At 35.7% G+C, this 24948-nt stretch carries 20 protein-coding genes; all 20 read left to right on the top strand.

Annotated elements, in window-relative coordinates:
- Positions 1-14: 14 nt before the first annotated feature.
- The 20 genes from rexB to MK480_RS06320 all read left to right on the top strand — a co-directional run bounded on the left by rexB (position 15) and on the right by MK480_RS06320 (position 24742).
- Positions 15-3290, top strand: coding sequence for an ATP-dependent nuclease subunit B (rexB, locus tag MK480_RS06415; RefSeq protein WP_268707372.1), 3276 nt, complete (start codon positions 15-17; stop codon positions 3288-3290).
- Positions 3287-6937, top strand: coding sequence for a helicase-exonuclease AddAB subunit AddA (addA, locus tag MK480_RS06410; protein ID WP_268707371.1), 3651 nt, complete (start codon positions 3287-3289; stop codon positions 6935-6937). Before rexB ends, addA begins: the two co-directional genes overlap by 4 nt.
- Before the next feature lie 212 nt (positions 6938-7149).
- Positions 7150-8328: a hypothetical protein gene (locus tag MK480_RS06405; RefSeq protein WP_268707370.1), complete on the top strand. Its 1179-nt coding sequence runs from the start codon at positions 7150-7152 to the stop codon at positions 8326-8328.
- A 305-nt stretch (positions 8329-8633) separates the two neighbouring features.
- Positions 8634-9365 carry a capsular polysaccharide biosynthesis protein Cps4B gene (gene cps4B, locus MK480_RS06400; protein ID WP_060628350.1) on the top strand — a complete coding sequence of 244 codons (732 nt, stop codon included), beginning with the start codon at positions 8634-8636 and terminating at the stop codon, positions 9363-9365.
- A gap of 231 nt (positions 9366-9596) precedes the next feature.
- The gene (locus tag MK480_RS06395) at positions 9597-10172 is read left to right on the top strand and encodes a sugar transferase (protein WP_052691054.1); all 576 of its coding nucleotides are present in this window, start codon (positions 9597-9599) and stop codon (positions 10170-10172) included.
- A gap of 42 nt (positions 10173-10214) precedes the next feature.
- Positions 10215-10919, top strand: coding sequence for a YveK family protein (locus tag MK480_RS06390; RefSeq protein WP_045611656.1), 705 nt, complete (start codon positions 10215-10217; stop codon positions 10917-10919).
- A gap of 1 nt (position 10920) precedes the next feature.
- Positions 10921-11574, top strand: coding sequence for a CpsD/CapB family tyrosine-protein kinase (locus MK480_RS06385; RefSeq protein WP_045611653.1), 654 nt, complete (start codon positions 10921-10923; stop codon positions 11572-11574).
- Positions 11575-11604: 30 nt separating this feature from the next.
- Positions 11605-12705 (top strand): EpsG family protein, encoded by a 1101-nt coding sequence (locus MK480_RS06380; RefSeq protein ID WP_261081600.1) that lies wholly within the window; start codon positions 11605-11607, stop codon positions 12703-12705.
- A gap of 16 nt (positions 12706-12721) precedes the next feature.
- Complete coding sequence (locus MK480_RS06375; RefSeq protein ID WP_045611648.1) at positions 12722-13555, top strand: glycosyltransferase; 834 nt, start codon at positions 12722-12724, stop codon at positions 13553-13555.
- Positions 13552-13950, top strand: a complete 399-nt coding sequence (gene tagD / locus MK480_RS06370) for a glycerol-3-phosphate cytidylyltransferase (RefSeq protein ID WP_261056985.1) — start codon at positions 13552-13554, stop codon at positions 13948-13950. Before MK480_RS06375 ends, tagD begins: the two co-directional genes overlap by 4 nt.
- A gap of 1 nt (position 13951) precedes the next feature.
- Positions 13952-15031 (top strand): glycosyltransferase, encoded by a 1080-nt coding sequence (locus tag MK480_RS06365; protein WP_261056984.1) that lies wholly within the window; start codon positions 13952-13954, stop codon positions 15029-15031.
- A complete protein-coding gene (locus tag MK480_RS06360; RefSeq protein ID WP_261056983.1) occupies positions 15028-16137 on the top strand; it encodes a CDP-glycerol glycerophosphotransferase family protein in 1110 nt (369 codons plus the stop codon). Before MK480_RS06365 ends, MK480_RS06360 begins: the two co-directional genes overlap by 4 nt.
- A gap of 14 nt (positions 16138-16151) precedes the next feature.
- The gene (locus MK480_RS06355; protein ID WP_060628360.1) at positions 16152-17117 is read left to right on the top strand and encodes a glycosyltransferase family 2 protein; all 966 of its coding nucleotides are present in this window, start codon (positions 16152-16154) and stop codon (positions 17115-17117) included.
- A 39-nt stretch (positions 17118-17156) separates the two neighbouring features.
- Positions 17157-18167, top strand: coding sequence for a glycosyltransferase family 2 protein (locus MK480_RS06350; RefSeq protein ID WP_084926357.1), 1011 nt, complete (start codon positions 17157-17159; stop codon positions 18165-18167).
- A complete protein-coding gene (locus MK480_RS06345; protein ID WP_268707369.1) occupies positions 18160-19119 on the top strand; it encodes a glycosyltransferase family 2 protein in 960 nt (319 codons plus the stop codon). Before MK480_RS06350 ends, MK480_RS06345 begins: the two co-directional genes overlap by 8 nt.
- A 13-nt stretch (positions 19120-19132) precedes the next feature.
- Positions 19133-20107: a glycosyltransferase family 2 protein gene (locus tag MK480_RS06340; RefSeq protein ID WP_261081602.1), complete on the top strand. Its 975-nt coding sequence runs from the start codon at positions 19133-19135 to the stop codon at positions 20105-20107.
- Between the two features lies 1 nt (position 20108).
- On the top strand, positions 20109-21104 hold the full coding sequence (locus MK480_RS06335; protein WP_261081603.1) for a glycosyltransferase: 996 nt from the start codon (positions 20109-20111) through the stop codon (positions 21102-21104).
- A 5-nt stretch (positions 21105-21109) separates the two neighbouring features.
- Entirely contained in the window at positions 21110-22069 is a 960-nt protein-coding gene (locus tag MK480_RS06330; protein ID WP_261081604.1) for a capsular polysaccharide synthesis protein, read from the top strand.
- On the top strand, positions 22070-23620 hold the full coding sequence (locus MK480_RS06325) for a lipopolysaccharide biosynthesis protein (RefSeq protein WP_268707368.1): 1551 nt from the start codon (positions 22070-22072) through the stop codon (positions 23618-23620).
- Positions 23621-23632: 12 nt separating this feature from the next.
- Positions 23633-24742 carry a glycosyltransferase gene (locus tag MK480_RS06320; protein WP_084926363.1) on the top strand — a complete coding sequence of 370 codons (1110 nt, stop codon included), beginning with the start codon at positions 23633-23635 and terminating at the stop codon, positions 24740-24742.
- Positions 24743-24948 lie beyond the last annotated feature (206 nt).

The raw sequence follows: 24948 nt of genomic DNA, 5'->3' as shown, positions 1-24948 counted from the left end.
CTAACGAGGCTGAGATGAAATTACTTTATACAGATATTCGGACTTCTTTGACAGAAATTCTAACCAGGGAGGCTGAAGAGCTAGTTGCTGTGGGCAAGCGGGTCTTTTACATCGCCCCCAACTCTCTTTCTTTTGAAAAGGAACGCGCCGTGCTGGAATGCTTGTCCCAGCAGGCTTCTTTTGCGATTACCGTCACGCGCTTTGCGCAGATGGCTCGTTACCTGATTTTGAATGACCTACCTGTCAAGACCAGTCTAGATGATATTGGTCTTGGGATGGTCTTTTACAGATGTCTTGCCGAACTTGATCCTAAGGATTTACGTGTTTATGGAGCTATCAAGCAGGATCCTCAATTTATCCAGCAGTTGATTGATTTTTATCATGAGATGACCAAATCTCAGATGAGTTTTTTGAACTTGGAGAGTTTGACGGATGAGGACAAGCGAGAAGACTTACTCTTGATTTTTGAGAAAGTAACGGCCTATCTTAACCAAGGGCAGTTAGCTCAGGGAAGTCAGTTGTCCCATTTGATTGAGGCTATTGAGAATAACAAAGTTAGTAGTGATTTTACTCAAATCGCCTTGGTTATTGATGGATTTACTCGTTTTTCTGGTGAGGAAGAGCGAATTGTGGACCTACTTCATAGCAAGGGTGTTGAGATTGTTATTGGGGCTTATGCTAGTAAGAAAGCTTATACCAGTCCCTTTAGCGAGGGCAATCTCTATCAAGCCAGCGTGGAGTTTCTCCATCATTTAGCTGCTAAATACCAAACGCCTGCTCAAGACCGTTCTAAAACTCATGAGAAGATAGATAGTTTTGACAAGGCCTCTCGTTTGTTGGAGTCTTCTTATGACTTTTCAGAACTCGCTTTGGATGTCGATGAGAAAGACCGTGAAAACTTACAAATCTGGTCTTGTTTGACGCAAAAAGAAGAGTTGGAGTTGGTAGCCCGTAGCATCCGTCAGAAATTACATGCCAATCCAGACCTGAGTTACAAGCATTTCCGTATTCTCTTAGGTGATGTGCCTTCTTATCAATTATCTCTAAAAACGATTTTTGACCAGTATCAGATTCCTTTCTATCTTGGTAGAAGCGAATCTATGGCTCATCATCCCTTAACACAGTTTGTCGAGTCTATTTTAGCTTTGAAACGCTATCGTTTCCGTCAGGAAGATTTGATTAATCTCCTCAGAACAGGTTTGTATACCGACCTTAGTCAAACTGATATTGATGCTTTTGAGCAATATCTCCGCTATCTTGGTATCAATGGCTTGCCAGGCTTTCAGAAAACCTTTACCAAATCCCACCATGGAAAATTTAATCTGGAACGTTTAAATGCTCTTCGTCTGCGTATTTTAACACCTCTTGAAACCCTCTTTGCCAGTCGAAAACAAAAGGCTGAAAATCTCTTGCAAAAGTGGAATGCCTTTCTAAAAGAAGGAGCAGTAACTAAGCAGTTACAAGATTTGACAGCCACTATGGAAGCTGTAGAGCAGGAAAGACAGGCCGAAGTTTGGAAGGCTTTCTGTCATGTTTTAGAACAATTTGCGACTGTTTTTGCTGGTTCGCAAGTTAATCTAGAGGACTTTCTAGCCTTGCTCCATTCTGGAATTAGTTTGTCCCAATACCGTACCATTCCAGCAACAGTGGACACTGTCCTGGTGCAGAGTTACGATTTGATTGCACCACTGACGGCTGACTTTGTCTATGCCATTGGGCTGACTCAGGACAATTTACCAAAAATTGCGCAAAACACCAGTCTTTTGACAGACGAAGAAAGACAGAGTCTAAACCAAGCGACAGAAGATGGGGCGCAATTACTGATTGCCAGCAGTGAAAACCTCAAGAAAAATCGCTATACTATGCTTTCCTTGGTCAATTCTGCTCGTAAACAGTTGATCTTGTCGGCTCCAAGCCTCTTTAACGAAAGTGAAAGTAAGGAATCTGCCTATCTTCAAGAGTTGGTCCATTTTGGATTTAGTCGAAAAGAGAAGAGGTTGAATCACAAAGGGCTGTCTAAGGAGGATATGGGCTCATATCACAGCCTTTTGTCTAGCCTGATTGCCTATCATCAGCAGGGTGAGATGAGCGAGACTGAGCAAGATTTGACCTTTATCAAGGTTCTGTCACGTGTCATGGGTAAAAAACTTGACCAGCAAGGTCTGGAAAATCCTGCTATCCCAACCAGTCCAAGCAGTAAGCAGTTGGCTAAGGATACCTTACAAGCTCTCTATCCTACTGATCAGGAGTTTTACCTGTCTACCTCTGGTTTGACGGAGTTTTATCGGAACCAATACAGTTATTTCCTCCTCTACGTTTTAGGCTTGCAAGAGGAATTGCGCCTACGTCCGGATGCTCGTAGTCATGGGAATTTCCTGCACCGCATTTTTGAACGTGCCTTGCAGTTGCCTAACGAAGATTCCTTTGACAAACGTCTAGAACAAGCTATTAAAGAAACCAGTCAAGAACGGGAATTTGAGGCTATTTATCAGGAAAGTTTGGAAGCCCAGTTTACCAAGGAAGTTTTGTTTGATGTTGCACGGACGACTGGACATATTCTCCGCCATAATCCAGCCGTCGAGATCATCAAAGAGGAAGCGAACTTCGGCGGCAAAGATCAAGCCTTTATTCAATTGGACAATGGTCGCAGCGTCTTTGTACGAGGTAAGGTTGACCGGATTGACCGTTTAAAAGCTGATGGAGCAATTGGAGTTGTAGACTACAAGTCTAGTCTAACTCAGTTCCAGTTTCCTCATTTCTTTAATGGCCTCAATTCCCAACTGCCAACCTATCTAGCTGCCTTAAAAAGAGAAGGGGTGCAGAACTTTTTCGGCGCTATGTACTTGGAAATGGCTGAGCCTGTCCAATCTCTGATGGCCGTTAAAAGTCTGGCAGGTGCAGTAGTAGAAGCCAGCAAGTCAATGAAATACCAAGGGCTCTTCTTAGAAAAAGAAAGCAGTCATTTGGGCGAATTTTACAACAAAAACAAGGCCAATCAGCTGACAGATGAGGAATTCCAGCTCCTACTTAACTATAATGCCCATCTTTACAAGAAAGCAGCTGAGAAGATTTTAGAAGGTCAGTTCGCCATTAACCCTTATACTGAAAATGGCAGAAGTATTGCACCGTATGTTCAGCAACATCAAGCCATCACAGGATTTGAAGCCAATTACCACTTAGGCCAAGCACGTTTCCTAGAAAAGTTGGACTTAGCTGATGGCAAACGACTGGTCGGAGAAAAACTCAAGCAAGCTTGGTTTGAAAAAATAAGAGAGGAGTTGAATCGATGAAGCCTATTCCCTTTTTAACTGAGAAGGAAATTCAAAAACTGCAAGAAGCAGAAGCGCACTCGAGCAAGGCACAAAAGAAAACAGCCGAGCAAATCGAAGCCATCTACACTTCTGGTCAGAATATCCTGGTTTCAGCATCGGCTGGCTCTGGGAAGACTTTTGTCATGGCCGAGCGTATTCTGGACCAATTGGCGCGTGGTGTCGAAATTTCTCAACTCTTTATCTCAACCTTTACCGTTAAGGCTGCGACTGAGCTTAAGGAACGTTTAGAGAAAAAAATCAGCCAACAAATCCAAGAAACGGATGATGTCGAGCTCAAACAACACTTGGGCCGCCAGTTGGCAGACCTACCCAACGCAGCCATCGGAACCATGGACTCTTTCACACAAAAATTCCTTGGCAAACATGGCTATCTGATTGATATTGCGCCTAATTTCCGTATTTTACAAAACCAGAGCGAGCAACTCCTTCTAAAAAACGAAGTCTTTCATGAGGTCTTTGAAGCCCATTACCAAGGAAAACAGAAAGAGACCTTTAGTCATTTGCTGAAAAATTTTGCAGGGCGTGGCAAGGACGAACGGGGGCTACGTCAGCAAGTCTATAAAATCTATGACTTCCTCCAATCCACCAGCAATCCTCAGAAATGGTTAAGTGAATCTTTCCTCAAAGGCTTTGAGAAAGCTGATTTTACCAGTGAAAAAGAAAAACTGACTGAGCAAATCCAGCAAGCCCTTTGGGACTTGGAAAGTTTCTTCCGTTATCATCTGGATAATGATTCCAAGGAATTTGCAAAGGCTGCTTATTTAGAAAATGTTCAGTTGATTCTGGATGAAATTGGCTCATTGAATCAGGAGTCCGATAGTCAGGATTATCAAGCGGTTCTTGCGCGTGTTGTCGCAATTTCGAAAGAGAAAAATGGTCGAGCTCTGACAAATGCCAGTCGTAAGGCTGATTTGAAGCCACTGGCCGATGCCTACAACGAAGAGAGAAAGACCCAGTTTGCTAAACTAGGACAACTAGCAGATCAGATAACGATTCTCGACTATCAAGAACGTTATCATGGAGATACCTGGGAACTAGCTAAAACCTTCCAATCTTTCATGAGTGATTTTGTGGAAGCTTATCGTCAACGTAAGCGCCAGGAAAACGCCTTTGAATTCGCTGATATCAGCCATTACACCATTGAGATTTTAGAGAAATTCCCGCAAGTTCGTGAAGCTTATCAGGAACGTTTCCACGAAGTCATGGTCGATGAGTATCAGGATACCAATCACATTCAAGAACGGATGCTGGAATTGTTGTCTAATAGCCACAATCGCTTTATGGTGGGAGATATCAAGCAATCTATCTATCGTTTCCGTCAGGCAGACCCGCAGATTTTCAATGAGAAATTCCAACGCTATGTGCAAAATCCAAAAGAGGGCAAGCTCATTCTCCTCAAGGAAAATTTCCGTAGCGGTTCAGAAGTGCTGTCAGCAACCAATGATGTTTTTGAGCGTCTTATGGACCAAGAAGTCGGCGAAATCAACTATGATAACATGCACCAGCTTGTCTTTGCCAATACCAAACTGACTCCCAATCCAGACAACAAGGCAGAATTTCTCCTCTATGACAAGGACGACACAGATGAGGAAGAAGAGGGGCAGGCAGAAACGAAACTAACAGGCGAAATGCGCTTAGTCATCAAGGAGATTCTGAAACTCCATAAGGAACAAGGTGTTACCTTTAAAGAAATTGCCCTTCTGACCTCAAGTCGCAGTCGTAATGACCAGATTCTTCTCGCCCTGTCTGAGTATGGAATTCCTGTCAAAACTGACGGAGAGCAGAACAATTATCTCCAATCCCTAGAAGTGCAAGTCATGCTAGACACCCTTCGTGTCATTCACAATCCCCTGCAAGACTACGCCTTGGTTGCCCTTATGAAGTCTCCAATGTTTGGTTTTGATGAGGATGAGTTAGCACGTTTGTCCCTTCAGAAAGCAGAGGATAAAGTCCAGGAAAATCTCTATGAGAAACTAGTCAATGCACAAAAACTGGATAGCAGGCAGAAAAACTTGATTCACACTGCTCTAGCTGAGAAACTAAACCAATTCATGGATATCTTGGCTTCTTGGCGCTTGTATGCCAAAACCCACTCCCTCTATGACCTGATTTGGAAGATTTACAATGACCGTTTTTATTATGATTATGTCGGGGCTTTGCCAAATGGTCCTGCTAGACAGGCCAATCTCTATGCCCTAGCTTTGAGAGCAGACCAGTTTGAAAAGAGCAATTTCAAGGGCTTATCACGTTTTATTGGTATGATTAACCAAGTTTTGGAAGCCCAGCATGATCTTGCAAGCGTGGCTGTTGCACCACCTAAGGATGCAGTAGAGCTCATGACCATCCACAAGAGTAAAGGCCTGGAGTTTCCTTACGTCTTTATCCTCAATATGGATCAAGATTTCAACAAGCAAGATTCTATGTCAGAAGTCATTCTCAGCCGTCAGAATGGTCTTGGTGTCAAATACATTGCCAAAATGGAGACAGGAGCAGTGGAAAATCACTATCCTAAAACTATCAAACTCTCCATTCCTAGCCTGACCTATAGACAGAACGAAGAGGAATTACAGCTAGCAAGCTATTCAGAGCAGATGCGTCTCCTTTATGTTGCTATGACACGGGCTGAGAAAAAGCTCTATCTTATCGGTAAAGGTTCTCATGAAAAGATGGAAGCAAAGGAATACCCAGCAGGTAAAAATGGGAAACTAAATAGCAACACTAGACTTCAAGCCAAGAATTTCCAAGATTGGATTTGGGCTATCAGCAAAGTGTTTGCAAAGGATCATCTCAACTTTAGCTATCGTTTTGTTGGTGAAGATCAGCTGACTAGAGAAGCTATCGGAGAGTTGGAAAACAAAAGTCCTCTCCAAGATAGCTCCCAAGTAGACAATCGTCAGTCAGAAACCATTAAAGAAACTCTTGAAATGCTAAAAGAAGTGGAAGTTTATAATACTCTTCACCTCGCAGCCATTGAACTTCCTAGTGTTCAAACCCCAAGTCAAATCAAGAAATTCTACGAACCAGTTATGGATATGGAAGGTGTCGAGATTGCAGGTCAAGGTCAGTCAGTAGAAAAGAAAATCAGCTTTGATTTGCCAGATTTTTCAACCAAAGAAAAGGTAACAGGAGCTGAGATTGGTAGTGCCACCCACGAACTCATGCAGAGAATGGACCTCAGCCAGCAACCAACCCTTGCTAGCCTGACAGAAACTCTTAAACAAGTTCAAACCAGCCCAGCTGTCAGAGACAAGATCAATCTTGCTAAAATTCTTGCATTCTTTGACACAGCACTCGGTCAGGAAATTATCTCTAATACCGACCATCTTTATCGCGAGCAACCTTTCTCCATGCTCAAACGAGACCAAAAGAGTCAGGAAGACTTTGTTGTCCGTGGTATCCTTGATGGCTATCTACTTTACGAAGACAAAATTGTTCTGTTCGACTATAAGACAGACCGCTATGATGAACCAAGTCAACTCATAGACCGTTATCGTGGTCAATTAGCCCTATACGGAGAGGCTTTATCTCGAGCCTATTCGATTGAAAATATTGACAAATACTTGATTTTACTCGGTAAAGACGAGGTTCAAGTTGTAAAAGTATAATTTATACTCTTCGAAAATCTCTCAAACTACGTCAGCTTCACCTTGCCGTATATATGTGACTGACTTTGTCAGTCTTATCTACAACCTCAAAGCAGTGTTTTGAGCTGACTTCGGCAGTTATATCCGCAACCTCAAAGCAGTGCTTTGAGCAACCTGGGGCTAGTTTCCTAGTTTGCCCTTTGATTTTCATTGAGTATTAGAAAGGAGACCTCATGACACTTCCAGTTAGAAAATCCCTGCACGATGCGGTTTTACAGGCTTCAAAAGCCGATACTTGGGAACAAGCTACCAAGGAATGGAATGAAGTTTCCTTGATTTTTAACGGTATCGGCCGTAGCAATTGTGTCTGTGGCAATGCCATTAAATACGCCTACGAACTCTTTAACGGTGTCACAGGCCAACGCCTCTTTCCAATCGGTAGCGACTGTGTTCGTCATTTTCATCGATTGTCCCTTGACCAGCAACTAGAAGAGGAAGAAAAATTACTCAGAAAGGTTGAAAATCTAACCAGAAAAGCCCAGAAAAAGGAAAAAATCAAGGTCAATAAGAGTGATTTTGACGAGCGACTTCTAAAGTGGCTCTGGGAAAAAGGTGTTTTCAAGCCTAATCGTGGTAATCAATTCACACCTGAGAGAGACTACCAGCTATTTCTAGAAGTCTTTCAAGGAGGAAGTTGGACCAAGGCTGAGCCAAAGAAAAAGGCTCGCATGGAGGAAGTCCTAGAAAAATGTATTAAACCTTTTTTACTAGGAAAACCAGATGACCAACTCTACCTTGTCAAGCTAGGCAAGGAGAAAATCGACTACGAACAAGAACTCCGTATCCAAGCAGAGAAAGAGCGCAAGAAGAGGGATAAAATCGCCAAGCAATATGCAGATAATCTGGTCCTAGCCATGGGCCCAGCAGAGCGTGCCTATCAAGATTACTTTGGCTTTACGGAGACCCTGACCCAAGAAGAACGAAAGTGGGAGAAAATACTTTTTGGTAAAAATCGAACAGAACGGGCTATCAAGGCCAAACAATACCAAAAAGAGTTGGAAAAAGACCAACGAATTGCGAGTCAGGATCCAGTTGAAAGAAAACAGAAGCAGACTTGGCTCCTCAATTCCTATTTTCGTGACCTTCCTGAAGAAAAATCCCGATTTGCTCGACTCTTATTAGAATATCGAAAAAGTGGAGAAGTTCCCTTTTCAACCCAATACCTGTCAGATCATCTCATCAACTTTTTCTATAAAATGAAAGCTTTTGAGTTTGAAATCTCACCAGAACAAGTCCGAGACTTCTTAAAAGAAAGCCTTCAGACAGAACATCTATCCTCAGCACAAGAAAGCTGGATAGATGGAATTCTTCTCAACTGCATCAAACCATTTTTAGAACGATTAGTGATATAACTAACACCTGCCGTGGAAATGCCATGGTAGGTGTTAGTTTTAATAGTCAGTGTCATTATTATTCTCAACAGATTTATTCGAAAACAAAACACGCTTATTTATATATGCTTTATTATACTGGATAACTTTTAAAATATTATGAGAGACTTAATTATAAGTAGCTTATTTTAATGTTTCGTAGTATAATAACATCAGGAAAACAAACTGTATAAACCAATATTTATAGGTTATTCTAAATACTTATATATAAATGCAGGAATTATTTATTACAGTAACTAAAACTCTATTATATAAGGAAATATTACATGATTGATATCCACTCTCACATTGTTTTTGGTGTAGATGATGGACCAAGCACAATTGAAGAAAGCCTAGCTCTTCTGAAAGAAGCTTTTTCACAGGGAGTTCGTACAATTGTATCCACTTCACATCGTCGTAAAAATATGTTTGAAACTCCAGAAGATACAATTATGACCAACTTTAAAGAGGTTCAAGCACTTGCTAAGAAAGAACTGCCTGACTTAACTCTTTTATATGGAGCTGAAATATACTTCACCCAAGATGCTCTTGACAAATTGGAAAGCAAGCAGATTCCTACTCTGAACGATACACAATATGCTTTGATTGAATTCAGCCCGACCACCCCCTATTGGGAAATCCGCAATGCAGTAAATAAAGTTTTATTGTTAGGTATTAGACCTGTCATTGCCCATATTGAACGCTATGCTGAACTAGAAAAAAATGAAAAAAGAGTTAAAGAGCTGATAGATATGGGATGTTATACTCAAATAAATAGTTCAAGTGTTCTTAAGCCTAAAATGTTTGGGGATAAGTATCGCTTACTCAAAAAAAGAGCTCAGTATTTTCTATCCTATAATCTAGTTCACTGTGTGGCTAGCGATATGCATAATCTAAGCTCAAGACCACCATATATGAAGCAAGCATTTGACGCAATTAGTCATCAGTATGGAAAGGAAAGAGCAGAAGAATTATTTTTAGTAAATCCTCAGTTGATTATATCGAACAAAAATATTTAGCAACATTTAATTTAGGTATATTTCCTGTATTTTAATCACGTAAGCTTGAAAATCTTATTTTTTTATGTTATATTGAACTGTATGATTTAATTCTTGGTAAATATACATATTTTTATTAGTTCTAGCTTTTTATACTCAGGACTATATATATATATATATATGCATCAACGTAGTGAGTGGCGCACGCATATATATGTGTGCGCCTTAGTTTTTTCTAGGAGAATGATGCTTATGTATAGGAGAATTAAGAGAATTATAGGTCTTCTAATTTCTATACCCTCATTACTATTAATTATCCCGATTTGTTTAATAGCATGTATCTTTATTGTAATCGAATCAAGTGGTAATCCTATTTATATACAAGAACGAATTGGTTTAAATGGACAAAGTTTTTCAATTTATAAACTCCGATCCATGTATCAAGATGCTGAAAAGAATGGTCATAAATGGGCGAGCAAAAATGATACACGCATTACAAAAGTTGGACGTTTTATTCGTAAAACACGAATTGATGAATTACCACAAATCATTAATGTAATTAAAGGTGAGATGTCCATTATTGGGCCACGACCAGAACGACCAGAGTTTATCAATGAATTTTTGAAAGATATCCCTAATTTTAATGAACGTTTAGCTGTCCGCCCAGGAATCACAGGATGGGCTCAAGTAAATGGTGGTTATGAATTAACTCCTAAAGATAAATTAGTCTACGATCTATTCTATATCAATCACGAAAGTATCAAGTTAGATTTTCTTATACTATTAAAAACAATTAAAGTGATGGTTACCGGGAACGGATCTAGGTAGTTCTAAGAAAGAAAAAATAAATAAAAGGAAACAAACAATAATATGACTATTTTTAATAAAAATATTAATAGAGTTTTTTCTTTGATAAAAAGCAAACTACTATTTTTACTTCTATTTACTATAGTAGGGACGACAGCAGTTGGTCTATATACTGTTTTTATCATTTCTCCTATATACAGTGTATCCTCTAAGCTCATAATGAAGAACACTTCAAGTCAAACAAATGGGCAAAATAATGATGCGCAAACGATTGAAGCTATAAACCTCTTTCAAAGACAAGCTAAGACTTATTTAGAGATAGCAGATCTTCCCCCTGTAAAAGATGAGACCAATAAAGCATTAAGCTTATCACCAGATGAAATTTCAAAAATCAAGTCTGTTAAATTAACAAATGACTCAGGTTCTCAGTTGGTCACAATAACAGTGAGAGGACTAGATCGAAATTTAGCTGAACGTTATATTAAAGAGTATGTGTCTCAGTACAAGAAATTTACAGCAGATAGATTAGGGCGCGACAACTTGTCAGTTGTTACAGAAGCACTGGGAAGTGATTCTCCAGTTTATCCCGTTCTATGGAAGAATCTTCTTGTATCTATTCTAGTATTTTCTTTTGTAGGATTTAATGTTATTTTCATCAAATATGTACTGAGTGATTCGATTGATTCTTACGAAGACTTGGAAGAGTTAGTGGGAACACCTGTTCTCGGGATGATTCCGACTATAGAGAGAAAGAGAAGAGGTGAGTGACATGCATATCGAAGTTATTCATAACAGTAAATCCATCGTAGCTGAGTCCTTTAGAACTTTAAGGAGTAATCTTCAGTTCTCAGAATTTGGAAAAAATATTAAAATCATTGTCGTTACAAGTGCCAACCCCAATGAAGGCAAGAGTGAAGTCAGTATCAATCTTGCCGCTTCTTTGGCCCAACAGGGGAAAAGAGTGATTATCATAGACGCGGATATGCGTAAACCAACTCAACATAAATTAACCGAGCTAAATAACACTGAAGGACTCAGTACCTTTCTATTAAAGAAGTCAGGAGTAGATTCTATTAATCATTTGACGATAAATGATGTGAATTTAGATGTACTGACTTCAGGACCTGTTCCGCCTAATCCTTCTGAGATGTTAGCTAGTTCTTCTATGGATGAAACACTTAAAGCATTTGAGGATTTTTATGACTATGTCATTATCGATACACCTCCCTTGCTAGCAGCAACTGATGCCCAAGTTTTAGCCAGTATTTCGGATGCTACCCTTCTGGTAGTAGATATCAAAAAATCAAAACGACGACAAATAATAGAAGCAAAAAGAAGATTAGACCATGTTGGAGCTAGACTACTTGGTGTGATAATGAATAAAATTGATTCACATAAAGATACCTATTATTACTATTATTAAACTAACTATTTGAAAGGCAGGAGAGAAAAAATGACAATCTATCTTTTAATGTTCGTCTATATCTCTTTCCTTGCCTTTTTCTCATTAAAATATGAGGATAAAGTAAAAGAGTTAGGTTTCCTTGTTCTTCCGACTTTTTTCTTTTTTTTAATCATTGCGGGTTTTCGTACTTCTAGTGTAGGTGGAGACTTAGGAACTTATATCCATATTTTTGAATCGAATCATTTACAACTTCCGGATTTATCAAATCTATTTCGTTCTCGATTTGAACTTGGTTATTTAGTAAGTAATATTTTCCTAAGAAACTTTAGTGAGCACTATCCATTTTTATTATTTTCCTATGCCTTTATAACTTTAATTGCCTGGTTTCTTGTGCTTTATAAGCATTCTAAAAATGTTTACATGAGTTTACTGATTTACTTCAGCTCGTTAGGACTCTTTTTTTATTCTTTATCAAATATCAGGCAAGGTCTAGCGATCGCTTTAAGTTTTTTAGGGTTTCACTACGTAGTAAAAAACAAGAAGATTTTAGCATGGGTATTTATCTTACTAACTCCCTTATTTCATACATCTGGTATCGTCTGCCTCTTGTTTTTCCCCCTTAAAAAAATCGTTTTAAATAAAAGAATATACCAATTTGTGTTCCTTGCATTTCTAATCATCTTACCTTTTATCAAACAAATTGCCACTATCTTTATTTCTTTCTTCCCTCAGTATACTTCCTATCTGGAATCATCATGGTTTTTGGAAAGCAATAAATGGGCACCTGTATTTTTAACAATTTGGTATGGTATCGTTCTGGTCTTTGGAGAAGTAGTGATTAGAAAACAGAAATTATCTACTGAAGAAGAATATATAAGAAGTCTATTCTTTATCTCCTTCTTATTTACTGCGTCAACTTTGCAAACAAGTCTTTTTAGTAGATTCGCACACTACTTTACCCCCTTTATTTGCCTATATATCCCCATGATTTTATCTAAAATAGGTGAAAAAAAAGTTCAGTGGATTTTATTTTATTTGGTAATATTAGTTTATGCTTCAATCTTTCTAGTTATTGTTTACTTTAAAACTGACTGGTACCATGTCGTTCCCTACCGTTCGGTTATTGTAGATTGGTTATTTGGAAATTAGGTTTAGGAGTTATAAAATGAAATTTTCAGTTCTAACGACAGTCTATAAAAAAGAGACTCCTACAAATTTAAGGAAAAGTTTACTAAGTTCTTATCAGCAGACCCTTAAACCGACAGAAATCATTTTAGTTTGTGATGGCGAATTGACTGAAGAGTTAGAAATAGAAATCCAAAAGTTGCAGAGAGAAATTCCGATTTTAAAGGTTTTTCATTTACCTGAAAACTTAGGCTCAGGACCAGCCTCTCTCTTTGGAGTTAATCAATGCCAAACAGAATTCATTGCAAGAATGGACAGTGATGATTATTCTCTAGAAACAAGGTTTGAGAAGCAATTAGCAGCCTTTGAAAAAAATCCCGACCTCATCATGGTTGGTTCCAATATCCTAGAGAAAAATACAGAGTTTACCGCCTTAAAGAAAGTACCAGAAACTACAGCCGAAATTCGTCAATATTCGAAAATGAGAAATCCCTTTAATAATCCTTCTAGTATGATGAAAAAAGAGTATATCTTGAAGGCTGGTAATTATCGTGAATTCCGCTATCTAGAGGATTATGACCTCACAATGAGATTGTTACACGATAATCCAACCAAAGATTTTTTGAATATCCAAGAACCTTTAGTTGTTATGCAAACAAATGATTCTAGCTACCTACGTAGAGGTGGTTTCTTGTATGTAAAGACGGACTTTATGCTCCAATTAGATTTTTATCGTAGAAGAGACATTAGTCTAGCAGAATTTCTTAGAAATATTTTCCTGCGTAACGCGGTTCGAATTCTTCCGAATTCAGTTAGGAAATGGGTCTATAAGAAAAAAATGAGAGAAGATGTAGAGGTGGTTAGGAAGATATGAAGAGAGTCATTACATACGGAACATTTGATTTATTGCATTACGGTCATATTAATCTTTTAAAAAGGGCAAAAGCTTTGGGAGATTATCTCATTGTCGGGCTTTCTACCAATGAATTTAATAGACTAGAAAAGAATAAAGAATGTTATTTTGATTACGAAAAAAGAAAATCTTTATTAGAGGCTATCAGATATGTGGATCTCGTCATACCAGAAGAAAATTGGGATCAAAAAATCTCAGACATAGAAAAGTATCATGCTGATGTGTTTGTCATTGGAGATGATTGGCAGGGAAAATTTGATTATTTAAGTGATATGGGGATAGAGGTTGTTTACCTATCACGAACAAAAGAAATTTCAACTTCTAAGATAAAGAATGATTTGAATCAAGGAAACTAGGATGAAATATCAGGTCATACATGTAACAGGTGGTGTAAGGAATACCATGAGTGGGGTACAAAGTTTTATCAAAAATCATATCCCAAATAATGATCAAGAGTTTGAATATATGGTTGGAGAGTCAAATGGAGAGGCTCATTTCCCATTTAATCAATACCTAGATGAAAAAGAAATCAAACGCATTGTATTTCCTGCCCTAAAGATTTCTAAATTATTTGCCTATGCGAGAGAGTGTCGTCAATTTTATAAAAGTAATAAAATTGACATTCTCCATGTCCATACTCCTATAACTGCTTTTATACATAATTACTATGCTCGAAAAAATGGTGTTCCAGTTAGGATTTACCACAACCATAGTAGCCAATTTTCAGACACTTGGTTAAAAAGTATTCGCAATCAATTTTTGGTCTTTTTAGCTTTGAAAAATGCGACCCATCGAATTTCTTGTGGCCAATTAGCTGGACTGAAGATATTTGGAAAGAAATCCTTTCAAATCCTTCCAAATGCAATTGACATCAACAAGTATCGGTTTTCTCCAACTTTCCGAGAAGAAATTCGCAAAGAGTTTCATATAGCTGAACATCAAAAAGTAGTTGGGATGATTGGTATCTTAAATCCCTTCAAAAACCAGAGTTTTTTGATTGAAATTGCTAAAGAATTGCCTGATGTTACTTTTTTCTTTGTTGGTGAAGGACCAGATCGTTCAATTTTAGAAGAGAAAAGTAAGGAAGTGAAGAATATCATCTTTACAGGAAAAAGAGAAGATGTTCATAAATTTTATTCAGCCTTTGATATTTTTGCCTTTCCTTCTTTGTATGAAGGTTTCCCAATCGTGCTGGTAGAAGCTCAATGTTCTGGAGTCAATATTATCATGAATGAAACAATTGATCCAACAACTCAGATTGTTGATGAACTTTGTACAGCCATGCCTCTAGATAAGGATAAATGGGTAAACTATATACAAAAGGCTCCTTTCAAGGATAAGCAACGACAGCTGAATGAACACCTAAAGCAGTTTGATATTGAAGAAAATGTTCAAAATTTAAAAGAAATTTATAAGCAAGGTTTAAAAAGAGAATGATTAACTATTTAAAACCCTTACTTTTTAAAGTAAGCGATTTTACTTATAAGATAAATAAAATTATTCCCAAGAAAAGGAATAGAATTGTTCTGTATTCTAACTGGGGATTTAGAGATAATCTTAGAACACTCTATCACTATTTAGTGGACAATGGCTATCACAAAACATATGAGATCGTTTGTGCTTCAAATGATTTTTATCATTTAGAAAAAGAGAATGATATAAAGTATGTTTCAATTTATCGAGGTTTCTTTTATTTTTTAACATCTAAATATTTTTTCTATTCTTTTGGCAAGTATCCTGTAAAGCCTGCTTCAAAGCAGATGGTTGTCAACTTGTGGCATGGAATGCCCTTGAAAAAAATTGGCAATCTTGAAGTTGGCATGGAAAAGATTGACTATAATTTCTTTACAAAATTAGTCTCTTCTTCAGATTTATTTACTCCAATTATGAAAGCAGCCTTTAATGCTAAAGACGAGCAGATGCTTCTTGTTGGTAATATTCGAAATGATGAACTCTTTAAAGAGAAAGAAGAGAAGAAAATTATCTGGATGCCAACCTACCGTAATTCTAAAAACTATCATGATAGCCAAGCAGCATTGATTTTTTCATTAGAAGAAGAGGATTTTAAAAACATTGAAGAACTACTCTCAAACTATGGCTATCAACTTTATATTAAACTCCATCCTCTTGAGGAATCTCAGTTGAAATTTGAAATGAATGCTTCGACGATTCATCTATTGACAGAAGATATCATTAGTGAGCAATATGGGACTTTATATACCTTTTTAGGAACAACCAGTGCATTGATTACAGATTATTCTTCAGTATTTTTAGATTATTATTTATTAAATAGGCCAGTTGCATTTACCATTAATGATTATGAGGAATACAAGGAAAAAAGAGGCTTTGTGTTTGAAGATGTGAAGAGTTTAATGGTGGGAAGTGTCATTCGTGATTCGCATGACTTATTAGACTTTCTAGAGAATGTCATGAAATCTGAAGATCCTTATATTGACGAACGAAAAAAAGTCAATAACAAGGTAAATGCCATTCAAAAAGATTTTACAAAGACACTTTTGGATGAAATTGGATTAAGGAAATAAGGTTAGGATAAAGAATGATTAGTGTAATCGTACCTGTTTATAATGTAGAAACTTATCTGGAAGAATGTTTAGACAGCATTCAAAACCAAACCTACACAGACTTTGAAGTCCTTTTAGTCAATGATGGTTCAACAGATGGATCAAAAGCTATTTGTGAACGTTATTGTAAAGAGAATCGTCGCTTTCACTTGTTGAATCAAGAAAATCAAGGATTGAGCGCTGCACGAAATACTGGTGTAGCAGCTTCAAGAGGAGAGTTTATTGTATTTGTGGATAGTGATGACATGATTCTAGCGAACTATTTAGAAACCTTAATGCACTATATGCGTGAAGACGTAGATATTGTGGAAAGTCAGTTTACCGTATCTAACGAGGAATTTCTTGCTAAAAGTTTTAAAGAACCAAGTATTCTATTCGAAGGGAACTCTCAAGAAGCAGTAAAAATTTTCCCTAAACATGTTTTAAATGTTAATGCAGTTACAAAACTTTATAGAAGATCAATTGTTGAAGCTGTTCCTTATATAGATGGGGTGATTTTTGAAGATGTTTATTGTGGAATTGGAATGTTAAAATATATTCGAAAAATCATTAAGATTGATTATAAAGGTTATTATTATCGACAACATCAAGCTAGTATCATGCATCGAACCTTTACTCCTAAAAATTTAGATATCTTTACAGTCAGTGACCAATTAATAGACTTGTATTCTGATAGGGAAGAACTTCTTCCTTACATTGGCAGCTTCCTAGTTCATGTAGCAACCATGCATTATCAAGACTATATCCAAAAAGGAAATCCATATGCAGATGTCTATAATCAGAAATTAGCCGACTATGTAACTATCACCAAGAAAAATCCTGAGCTTGCAAAAAGTTCGCGTATGATTCGCCTCTATAATATTTGTCCAAAATATTATAATTCGATCATTTTCCCTGTTTATCATTTTTTGTGGAAACTAAAAAATGGAATTAGAAAGTAAATTCAGATGAATAAAAATGAATGAGAAGGAAGCTGTTTTATGATTAGCTTAATCGTTCCAGTTTATAACGTGGAAGAATATCTGGAAGAATGTCTAGAAAGTATTCGAAAGCAAACCTATCAAGATATAGAAGTCATTTTAGTCAATGATGGTTCAACAGATGGCTCCCAAGCTATTTGTGAGTATTTTTGCCAAACAGATAAGCGTTTCCGATTGATCAATCAAAAAAATCAAGGTCAAAGTGTAGCCAGAAATCATGGCGTAAAAGAATCCCTTGGTGAATATATCATGTTTGTCGATAGTGATGATGTCATTAAAGCAAATATACTAGACGTATTACTATCCTATATGAAGGCGGATGTGGATTTAGTAGAATGTAGTCTTGTTCGCAATCAAGAAGAATTGCATAAAAATAAACCGATTCGAGTTATTTTCGAAGGTAATTCAACGGCAGCCATTATTAAATGTATAGCACTTAAAGAAGTGAATTATTCCCCATGTGCAAAATTATATAGAAGAGAAATTATTGAAAAAGTTCCATTTTTAGAAGGTGTTATTTACGAGGATGTTTATACAGGAATTAATTTTTTAAAAAATATTCGAAAAATGGTAGTTGTTGATTTAACTGGGTATTATTACCGATTTAGTCCGAATAGTACTATGACAACTTCTTTTAATGAGAAAAATTTAGATATTTTTAAAGTTGGAAATCAATTAATAGCATCCTTCCAAGATGATGCATATTTATTACCGTATATTGGATACTTTATGTTTTATCTAGGGGTTAGTCATTATTACAGAGATGGCATTACGAAGAAGAGTCCTTGTGTTAGTTTGTATGAGAATTTTATAAAGGAGTCTGCTTTTATTGCGAAGCAATCTCAAGAAGTTGTTCGAAAATACCGTTTACTAAGAATGTATTTCATAGCGCCAAAATATTTTTTAACGATTACTCATCCAGTGTATCAGTTTCTGTATAAAGGATGGAGTAAATTTAGAAAGTTGACTCACAAAAGACAAATGAAGGAGCTTATGAACAAAAATGATTAGTATAATCGTTCCAGTTTATAACGTGGAAGAATATCTGGAAGAATGTCTAGAAAGTATTCGAAAGCAAACCTATCAAGATATAGAAGTCATTTTAGTCAATGATGGTTCTACAGATGGCTCACACGCGATTTGTGAGCGTTATTGCCAAATGGATAAGCGTTTCCGATTGATCAATCAAAAAAATCAAGGTCAAAGTGTAGCCAGAAATCATGGTGTGAAAGAATCTATTGGCGAATACATCATGTTTGTTGATAGTGATGATGTTGTAAGTCTTGGTATGTTAGAACAACTTATGAAGTATATGTCTAATGGGATTGATATTGTAGAATGTGATAGAACTGAGGCTATTCAATGTTTGAATGAAGAAAAAAAAGATATTCATGTTAAAGAATTTGATTCAGATGAAGCGTTATACCAATGTTTTCATCATGGAGTAAGTTGGAGTCCAGTCGCAAAACTCTATCGTCGTGAAATAGTGGAGAAAGTTCCGTTTTTAGAAAATTTAATTTATGAAGATTTTTATACTGGAATCGTCTCTTTAAAATATATTCATAAAATGAGAAAAATTAACTATATTGGTTATTATTATCGATATCATACTTCTAGTACGATGAATCAGAACTATTCAGAAAAGAATCTTGATATTTTTAAAGTTGGCAAAAAATTATTAGAGGAATTTAGAGAAGATAATTGGTTACCTTATGTAGGGAATATGTTATTTTTAGTCGGTATTGGACATTTTAAAAAGTATAACATAAGAGTTGGACATCCATATTATCAGTTGTATATTGATGAGATTAATAAATATGCCAAAATAGCTAAGAAATCATCAGATATTTTCAATTCTAGTAAACTATTAAGATGGTATAGTTATTCATCAAAATATTTTTTTAGTTTATATTATCCTCTGTATTTAAGATATTTAGACATTCGAAAAAAATGGAGAATTTAATAGGAGCCTATTTATGATTAGTGTCATTGTACCTGTTTATAATGTTGAAGAGTATCTGGAAGAATGTTTAAATAGTATTCAACATCAAACTTATACCGATATAGAAGTGATCCTAGTCAATGATGGTTCAAGAGATGGCTCAAAAGAAATTTGTGAGCGCTATTGTCAACAAGATTCTCGTTTTCATTTAATCAATCAAGAAAATAAAGGATTAAGTGGTGCGCGTAATCGTGGTATGACTGAATCTAAAGGCGAATTTATCACTTTTGTTGATAGTGATGATGTCATTAAAGACGATATGTTGGAGCAATTATTAAAGCACATGACTACAGAAGAAGTGGACATCGTAGAATGTTGGTATACAAATGATAAAAAAGAAATAGAAATCCCTTCTCCCGAGAATGTCAAAATTATTTTTCAAGGGAATGCCCAAGAAGCTTTAGTCTCTTTATGTAAAGATAATATTGTCCGTTTGAATGCAGTTGCTAAACTTTTTCGAAGACAAGCGATTGTCAATTTTCCATTTTTAGAAGGTCTATTTTATGAAGATGTGTATGGCGGAATGGGAATATTAAAACAGATACATAAAATGGTGAAAATTGATTATACAGGATATTATTATCGTGTACGACGTGGTAGTATTATGAATCGCGAATTTAGTTTGAAAAATTTGGATTTGTTTGCGATTTGTGATAAAGTGGAGCAACTATATGATGGAAATGCTGACTCACTCCCATACGTACAACGTCGCTTATTCCATTTAGTTTTGATGCACGTTGTCGACTACCGTATATTTGAGGGAAATCCCTATCAAGAAAAATATGACGAGTACCTGAATCGTTACGCTAGAAGTTCAAGTAGCTCATTTTTAATGAGAGCCTATCGCTTATTCCCTCAAAAGATTGTCTTCATTTCAAGAGTTGTTGGAGCCATTCAATGGAGATTTGAAAAATATATTGTAAAAAGATTTTGGAGAGGATTGAAGTAGTATGAATTATTACTTAAAAGAATTTTACGCAGAAGCCAAACATGCAGGATCTAAAGCAAGATTAGATGCTGAAAAAATAATGCTAGAAGCAGGATATCAACCTTTTTCCCTAAATAATAATTCAAATCCCATCACTTTGACAAAAAATGATGTGTTAGTTCTTCAATTTCCATTATTATGGCATACCTTAAAAAAACAAATTTTTACGAGATTTTTAAAAAAAAGAACATTCAAAGCTTATTTGCTGATTCATGATATTGAGTCCCTGAGAAACAAAACAATCAAGTCATTTACAGATTTCAAATATTCTATTATCCATTTTTTACAAAATAAAACCGTTCTTGAAAAAGTCGATGGTATTATCGCTCATAATGAAAAGATGAAAGCCGAACTTGTGCGATTAGGAATATCAAAGGAGAAAATCGTTTCATTAGAGATATTTGATTATTTAATTCCCAATTATAAAGAGAAGAAAGCTTATGAAAAAGAAACTATTTTGTTAGCTGGAAATTTCGATATTCGAAAAACAAAATATGCTCGACAATTACCTGAAAAACCAGATTTTTCTATTTATGGCATTAACTTTGAAGAGGAGAATCTTCCTCACAACGTTCATTATCAAGGTGCCTTTTCTCCTGATGAACTTTCTAATCACTTACATGGTGGTTTAGGCTTAGTCTGGGATGGAGATAGCCCCCATACTTGTAGTGGAATGTATGGAGAATATTTAAAGATGAATAACCCACATAAAGCCTCTTTATATTTAGCATCAGGTTTTCCAATCATCGTATGGAGTCAATCTGCTTTAGCGGATTTTGTACGAAAAAACCATTGTGGAATACTTGTTGATTCATTATTTGAAATTGCAGATTGTTTAAACTCGATTGATGAAGAAGATTTTCAAAAGCTGATTAAAAATAGTAAAATAGTAGGAGAGAAACTTCGTAACGGATATTTTCTAAAAACAGCTTTAGAAAAATGTGAAAGGAATTTGTAGAGTTTATGAAACTGCAAACCTTACAAAAAAAAATGGCTCGCTATCGTCAAATTTTAAAATATTATGGCCTTAAACTAACATGTGTTTACTTTCTTGCACAAAAATCTGACAAGATGTTTTATGATTTTCGTAGAAAGATTCTTTTGGATTTTGTACTAAAATTAAGAAAAGAAGCACAACTAGTTGATTCGAGTGATGAAAAAGAAGAAGTAACGGAATTTCCAAAAATGATTTGGACAATGTGGCAACAGGGAGAAGCTCAAATGCCTGAGACAGTCCAGGCTTCAATGAAGACCATAAAAGACTTCGCCAAAAGAAATGACTGTGAATTCTACTTGTTGACGGATGAAAATCTGGCGGATTTCATCAATATTCCAAGAGACATCACCGAAAAATACAAGAAAAAAGAATTATCAGCTGCGCATTATTCAGATATTATTCGTTTTAGTCTCTTATACCAATATGGTGGAATATGGATGGATGCAACATTATTTGTATCTCCATACGCCACGGTAGAAATGTTTGAAGGGGACTTTTTTAGTTTGAATCATCTACCGACATATCCTGAGCAAATGGAGCGAGCGATTGGTGATTTTAAATGGTCAGGTTTTTTCCTTGCAGGACAAAAAGGCGGATCTCATTTCAAACATATTCGGGATTTATTTATTTACTATGTTCGTAAATATCCAATTTTCATTCATTATCTAATGATGGATTATTTCATTTTGTCCGAATATACTTCAAATCCTGAATTTAGATTATTAGTAGAAAAATTGCCTGTTTTAGAAACGGCTGAGAGACTGTGGTTTTTAAGAGAACATGCAAATGATAGTTTTGATGAACAAGAATGGGAAAGGTTATTAAAAACAACTCCCATTATGAAAACAACTTATAAAATCAAGAAAGAAGAAGTCCTTCCAGGAAGTTATCTCGATCAACTTTTACAAGGAAAATTAAAGGAATAGATGAAATACACGAAAAAAAGTAGAACCGAATTTGCCACCTTAAATACGAGTATTGCTCTGGCATTGCAACCTTTTCAAGTCCTTCTTGGCTTTATCAATCGAACTATTTTTATCAATTTACTTGGGGTAACCTATCTAGGATTAAACAATTATTTGTCTAGCTTAGTTTCTATTCTGTCTTTGGCAGAATTAGGGGTTGCTGGAGCCATGAGCTATGCATTATATGGGCCCTTAGGTAGAGAAGAGCATGGAAAAATCAATGCCTTTATGATTCTTTTCAAAAAATTATATAGAATCATTGGCTTTTCTATTTTTATACTGGGCGCTATACTTTCTTTATTTCTTCCTTATATGATAAAGGATTATACGGTAAATAGTGAAGTATATTTGATCTTTTTCCTCTTTGTTTTTAATTCTGCTTCTAGCTATTTTTTCTCCTATAAAAGAACCTTGCTTTATGTCGATCAGCGTAATTATATGATGACTTTGATTGACTTTGGATTAAATACGCTTCGTGTATGCTTGCAAATCGGAATTTTATTCTTTACCAAAAATTATATCTTTTATCTATTGATCAGTATCATCATGAATTTTATAGGGAATATCATCATGTCGGGGATTGTAGATAGATTGTATGGTTACTTGTTTAAGAATGAGATAACACCCATTAATCAGGAGGAAAAAGGAAAATTTATCCGAAATATCAAAGGAAATATAGTCGGTAGTATTGGAGAAACCATTGTTTTTCAAACAGATAGTATTCTAATGGCAAGTTTTGTCAGCTTAGCAGCTATAGGTATTTATGGGAATTATACCTATGTTTTAGGATTTCTTTCACTGATTTTAAATACTGTGATCAATTCAGTTGTTTCTTCCGTAGGTAACTTAGTCCATTCGAAATCTACGACAGTAGCAGATACGGTTAAATTCCTAAAAAAATACCAATTTATTGCTTTTAGCTTGATTTATTTTGCTAGCTTAGGCTATTTAATGTTCATTCATCCATTTATGACTATCTGGTTAAGTGAGAGTTTTTCATTTAATCGTACAGTTGAGATTTTGATTATCCTTCATTTTTTCCTAACTTTTTATAGAAGACCGATTCTAACGTTGATTTCAGTTTATGGCTTAAGTTATGAGCAAAATAAAAAAGTTATCGTCGAGATTTTATTAAATATTTCCCTTTCACTCTACTTTTTAGCGATTTTAGATTTAGGAGTAGCTGGAATTTTATTGGGTACGATTTGTTCAACAGTCTTAACCTGCACATGGTATGAACCCTATAGCGCCTTTAAGTATGGATTGAAAGCTTCCTCAAAGGACTTTTTTAAAACAATGTTACAAGATTTCTCAGTTGTAGGGATGAGTATCCTACTTTTGAGTTTACTGGATAACTACCTCTTAACTCAGCTAGATTTCATTCTCAGTTTGGCAATCAAAATCGTTCTTTATTTGACAGTATTGGGTGTCTACGTTTTCCTATTTAGAAATCATGAAGGTGGAAAACAAATTATATTCATGATTCAAAAAATATTAAAGTTGAAAAAATAAGGTGGTAAAAATATGAAACGAATATTAGTTTGTGGTTTAGTTCCAGATATCGGTGGACTAGAAAAAATTATTGTAGATTTTTATAATCATATTGATACCTCTGAATTTGAACTGGAATTTTTACTGCAAGGTCCTGAAAACGTTGAATTTAGTGATCATTTTAAAAAGCTTTGTCGCAATCCTCTAGTCGTTCATAGAATCCCCAAGTTAAGACCTCATATCCAGCAAGCCTTAAAAGAATGGGATGATTTTTTTAAGAAAAATGCTCATCGTTATGATATTGTATGGTCCAATCAAAATGGCTTGACACATTTAGAATTTTTAAAATTGGCAAAGAAATATGGGATAGAAAAAAGAATCGTTCATGGACATTGTGCTACAGCAGATAAATTTTATCGCTTTATTCATCCAGTCAATCGATTTTTTGTCGGCAAATATGCGACAGATTATTGGGCCTGCGGAACAGAAGCCTTGAACCATTTTTATCATGGTCGAGAACGAGATAAATCCTTAGTGATTCATAATGCTATTGAGGTAGAAAAGTTCCTATATAATGAAAAAAAGAAAATTCAACTTCGAAAGGAATATCATATTCCAGAAGATTGTTTAGTCGTAGGGCAAGTTTCTCGTCTATATGAAAAACAAAAAAATCAAAGTTTTTGTGTGAAGGTTTTTTCTGAAATCGTCAAAAAAGAACCAAATTCTCGTCTCGTATTTATTGGAAGAGGAGATACTGAGTTTTTAGAAAATGTGGCAAAAGAATATGGAGTAGCAGACAAAGTCATCTTTACAGGCTTGACCACTAATGTCGGAAAAATGCTAAATCTTCTAGATGTTTTCTTCTTCCCATCTCATTTTGAGGGCTTGCCAATTGTACTCATTGAAGCGCAAGCAAATGGATTACCTGTTGTAACAGCAAATCATTTACCAGATGCAAAAATACTAGATAACTATGATAACAGCCTGTCTTTGAATGATTCTCTTGAAGATTGGGCAGATAAGATTTTGTCGTTCAGAGATCATCGGGAGCTTGATACAGAAAAGGTGAAACAGCTAATAGATGAAAATGGCTACGAGATTGAATCAGCAACCAAACAGTTGGAGAAATTATTTAATGAGTAATAAAAACGTTGGTTGAGAGGACAAACATGTCTTCTCTAATTTTTTTATAATGATTTAATAGTTTGGAACACTATTTAATCCTGAAGCAAAAACGGACAAAATAAAGAAGTCATGATATAATATAAAGTAGATTTCTATGTTATAAAACAAGAACTGTTTGGACATTATTCATTTGAAAACTCCTTGTTGTTCAAACGATAGTAAAA

The organism is Streptococcus mitis (genome assembly GCF_026782895.1).
GTDB classification, from domain to species: domain Bacteria; phylum Bacillota; class Bacilli; order Lactobacillales; family Streptococcaceae; genus Streptococcus; species Streptococcus mitis_CB.
The sequence above is the reverse complement of the archived record's forward strand: the minus strand, read 5'-3'. Positions and strand labels throughout refer to the sequence as shown.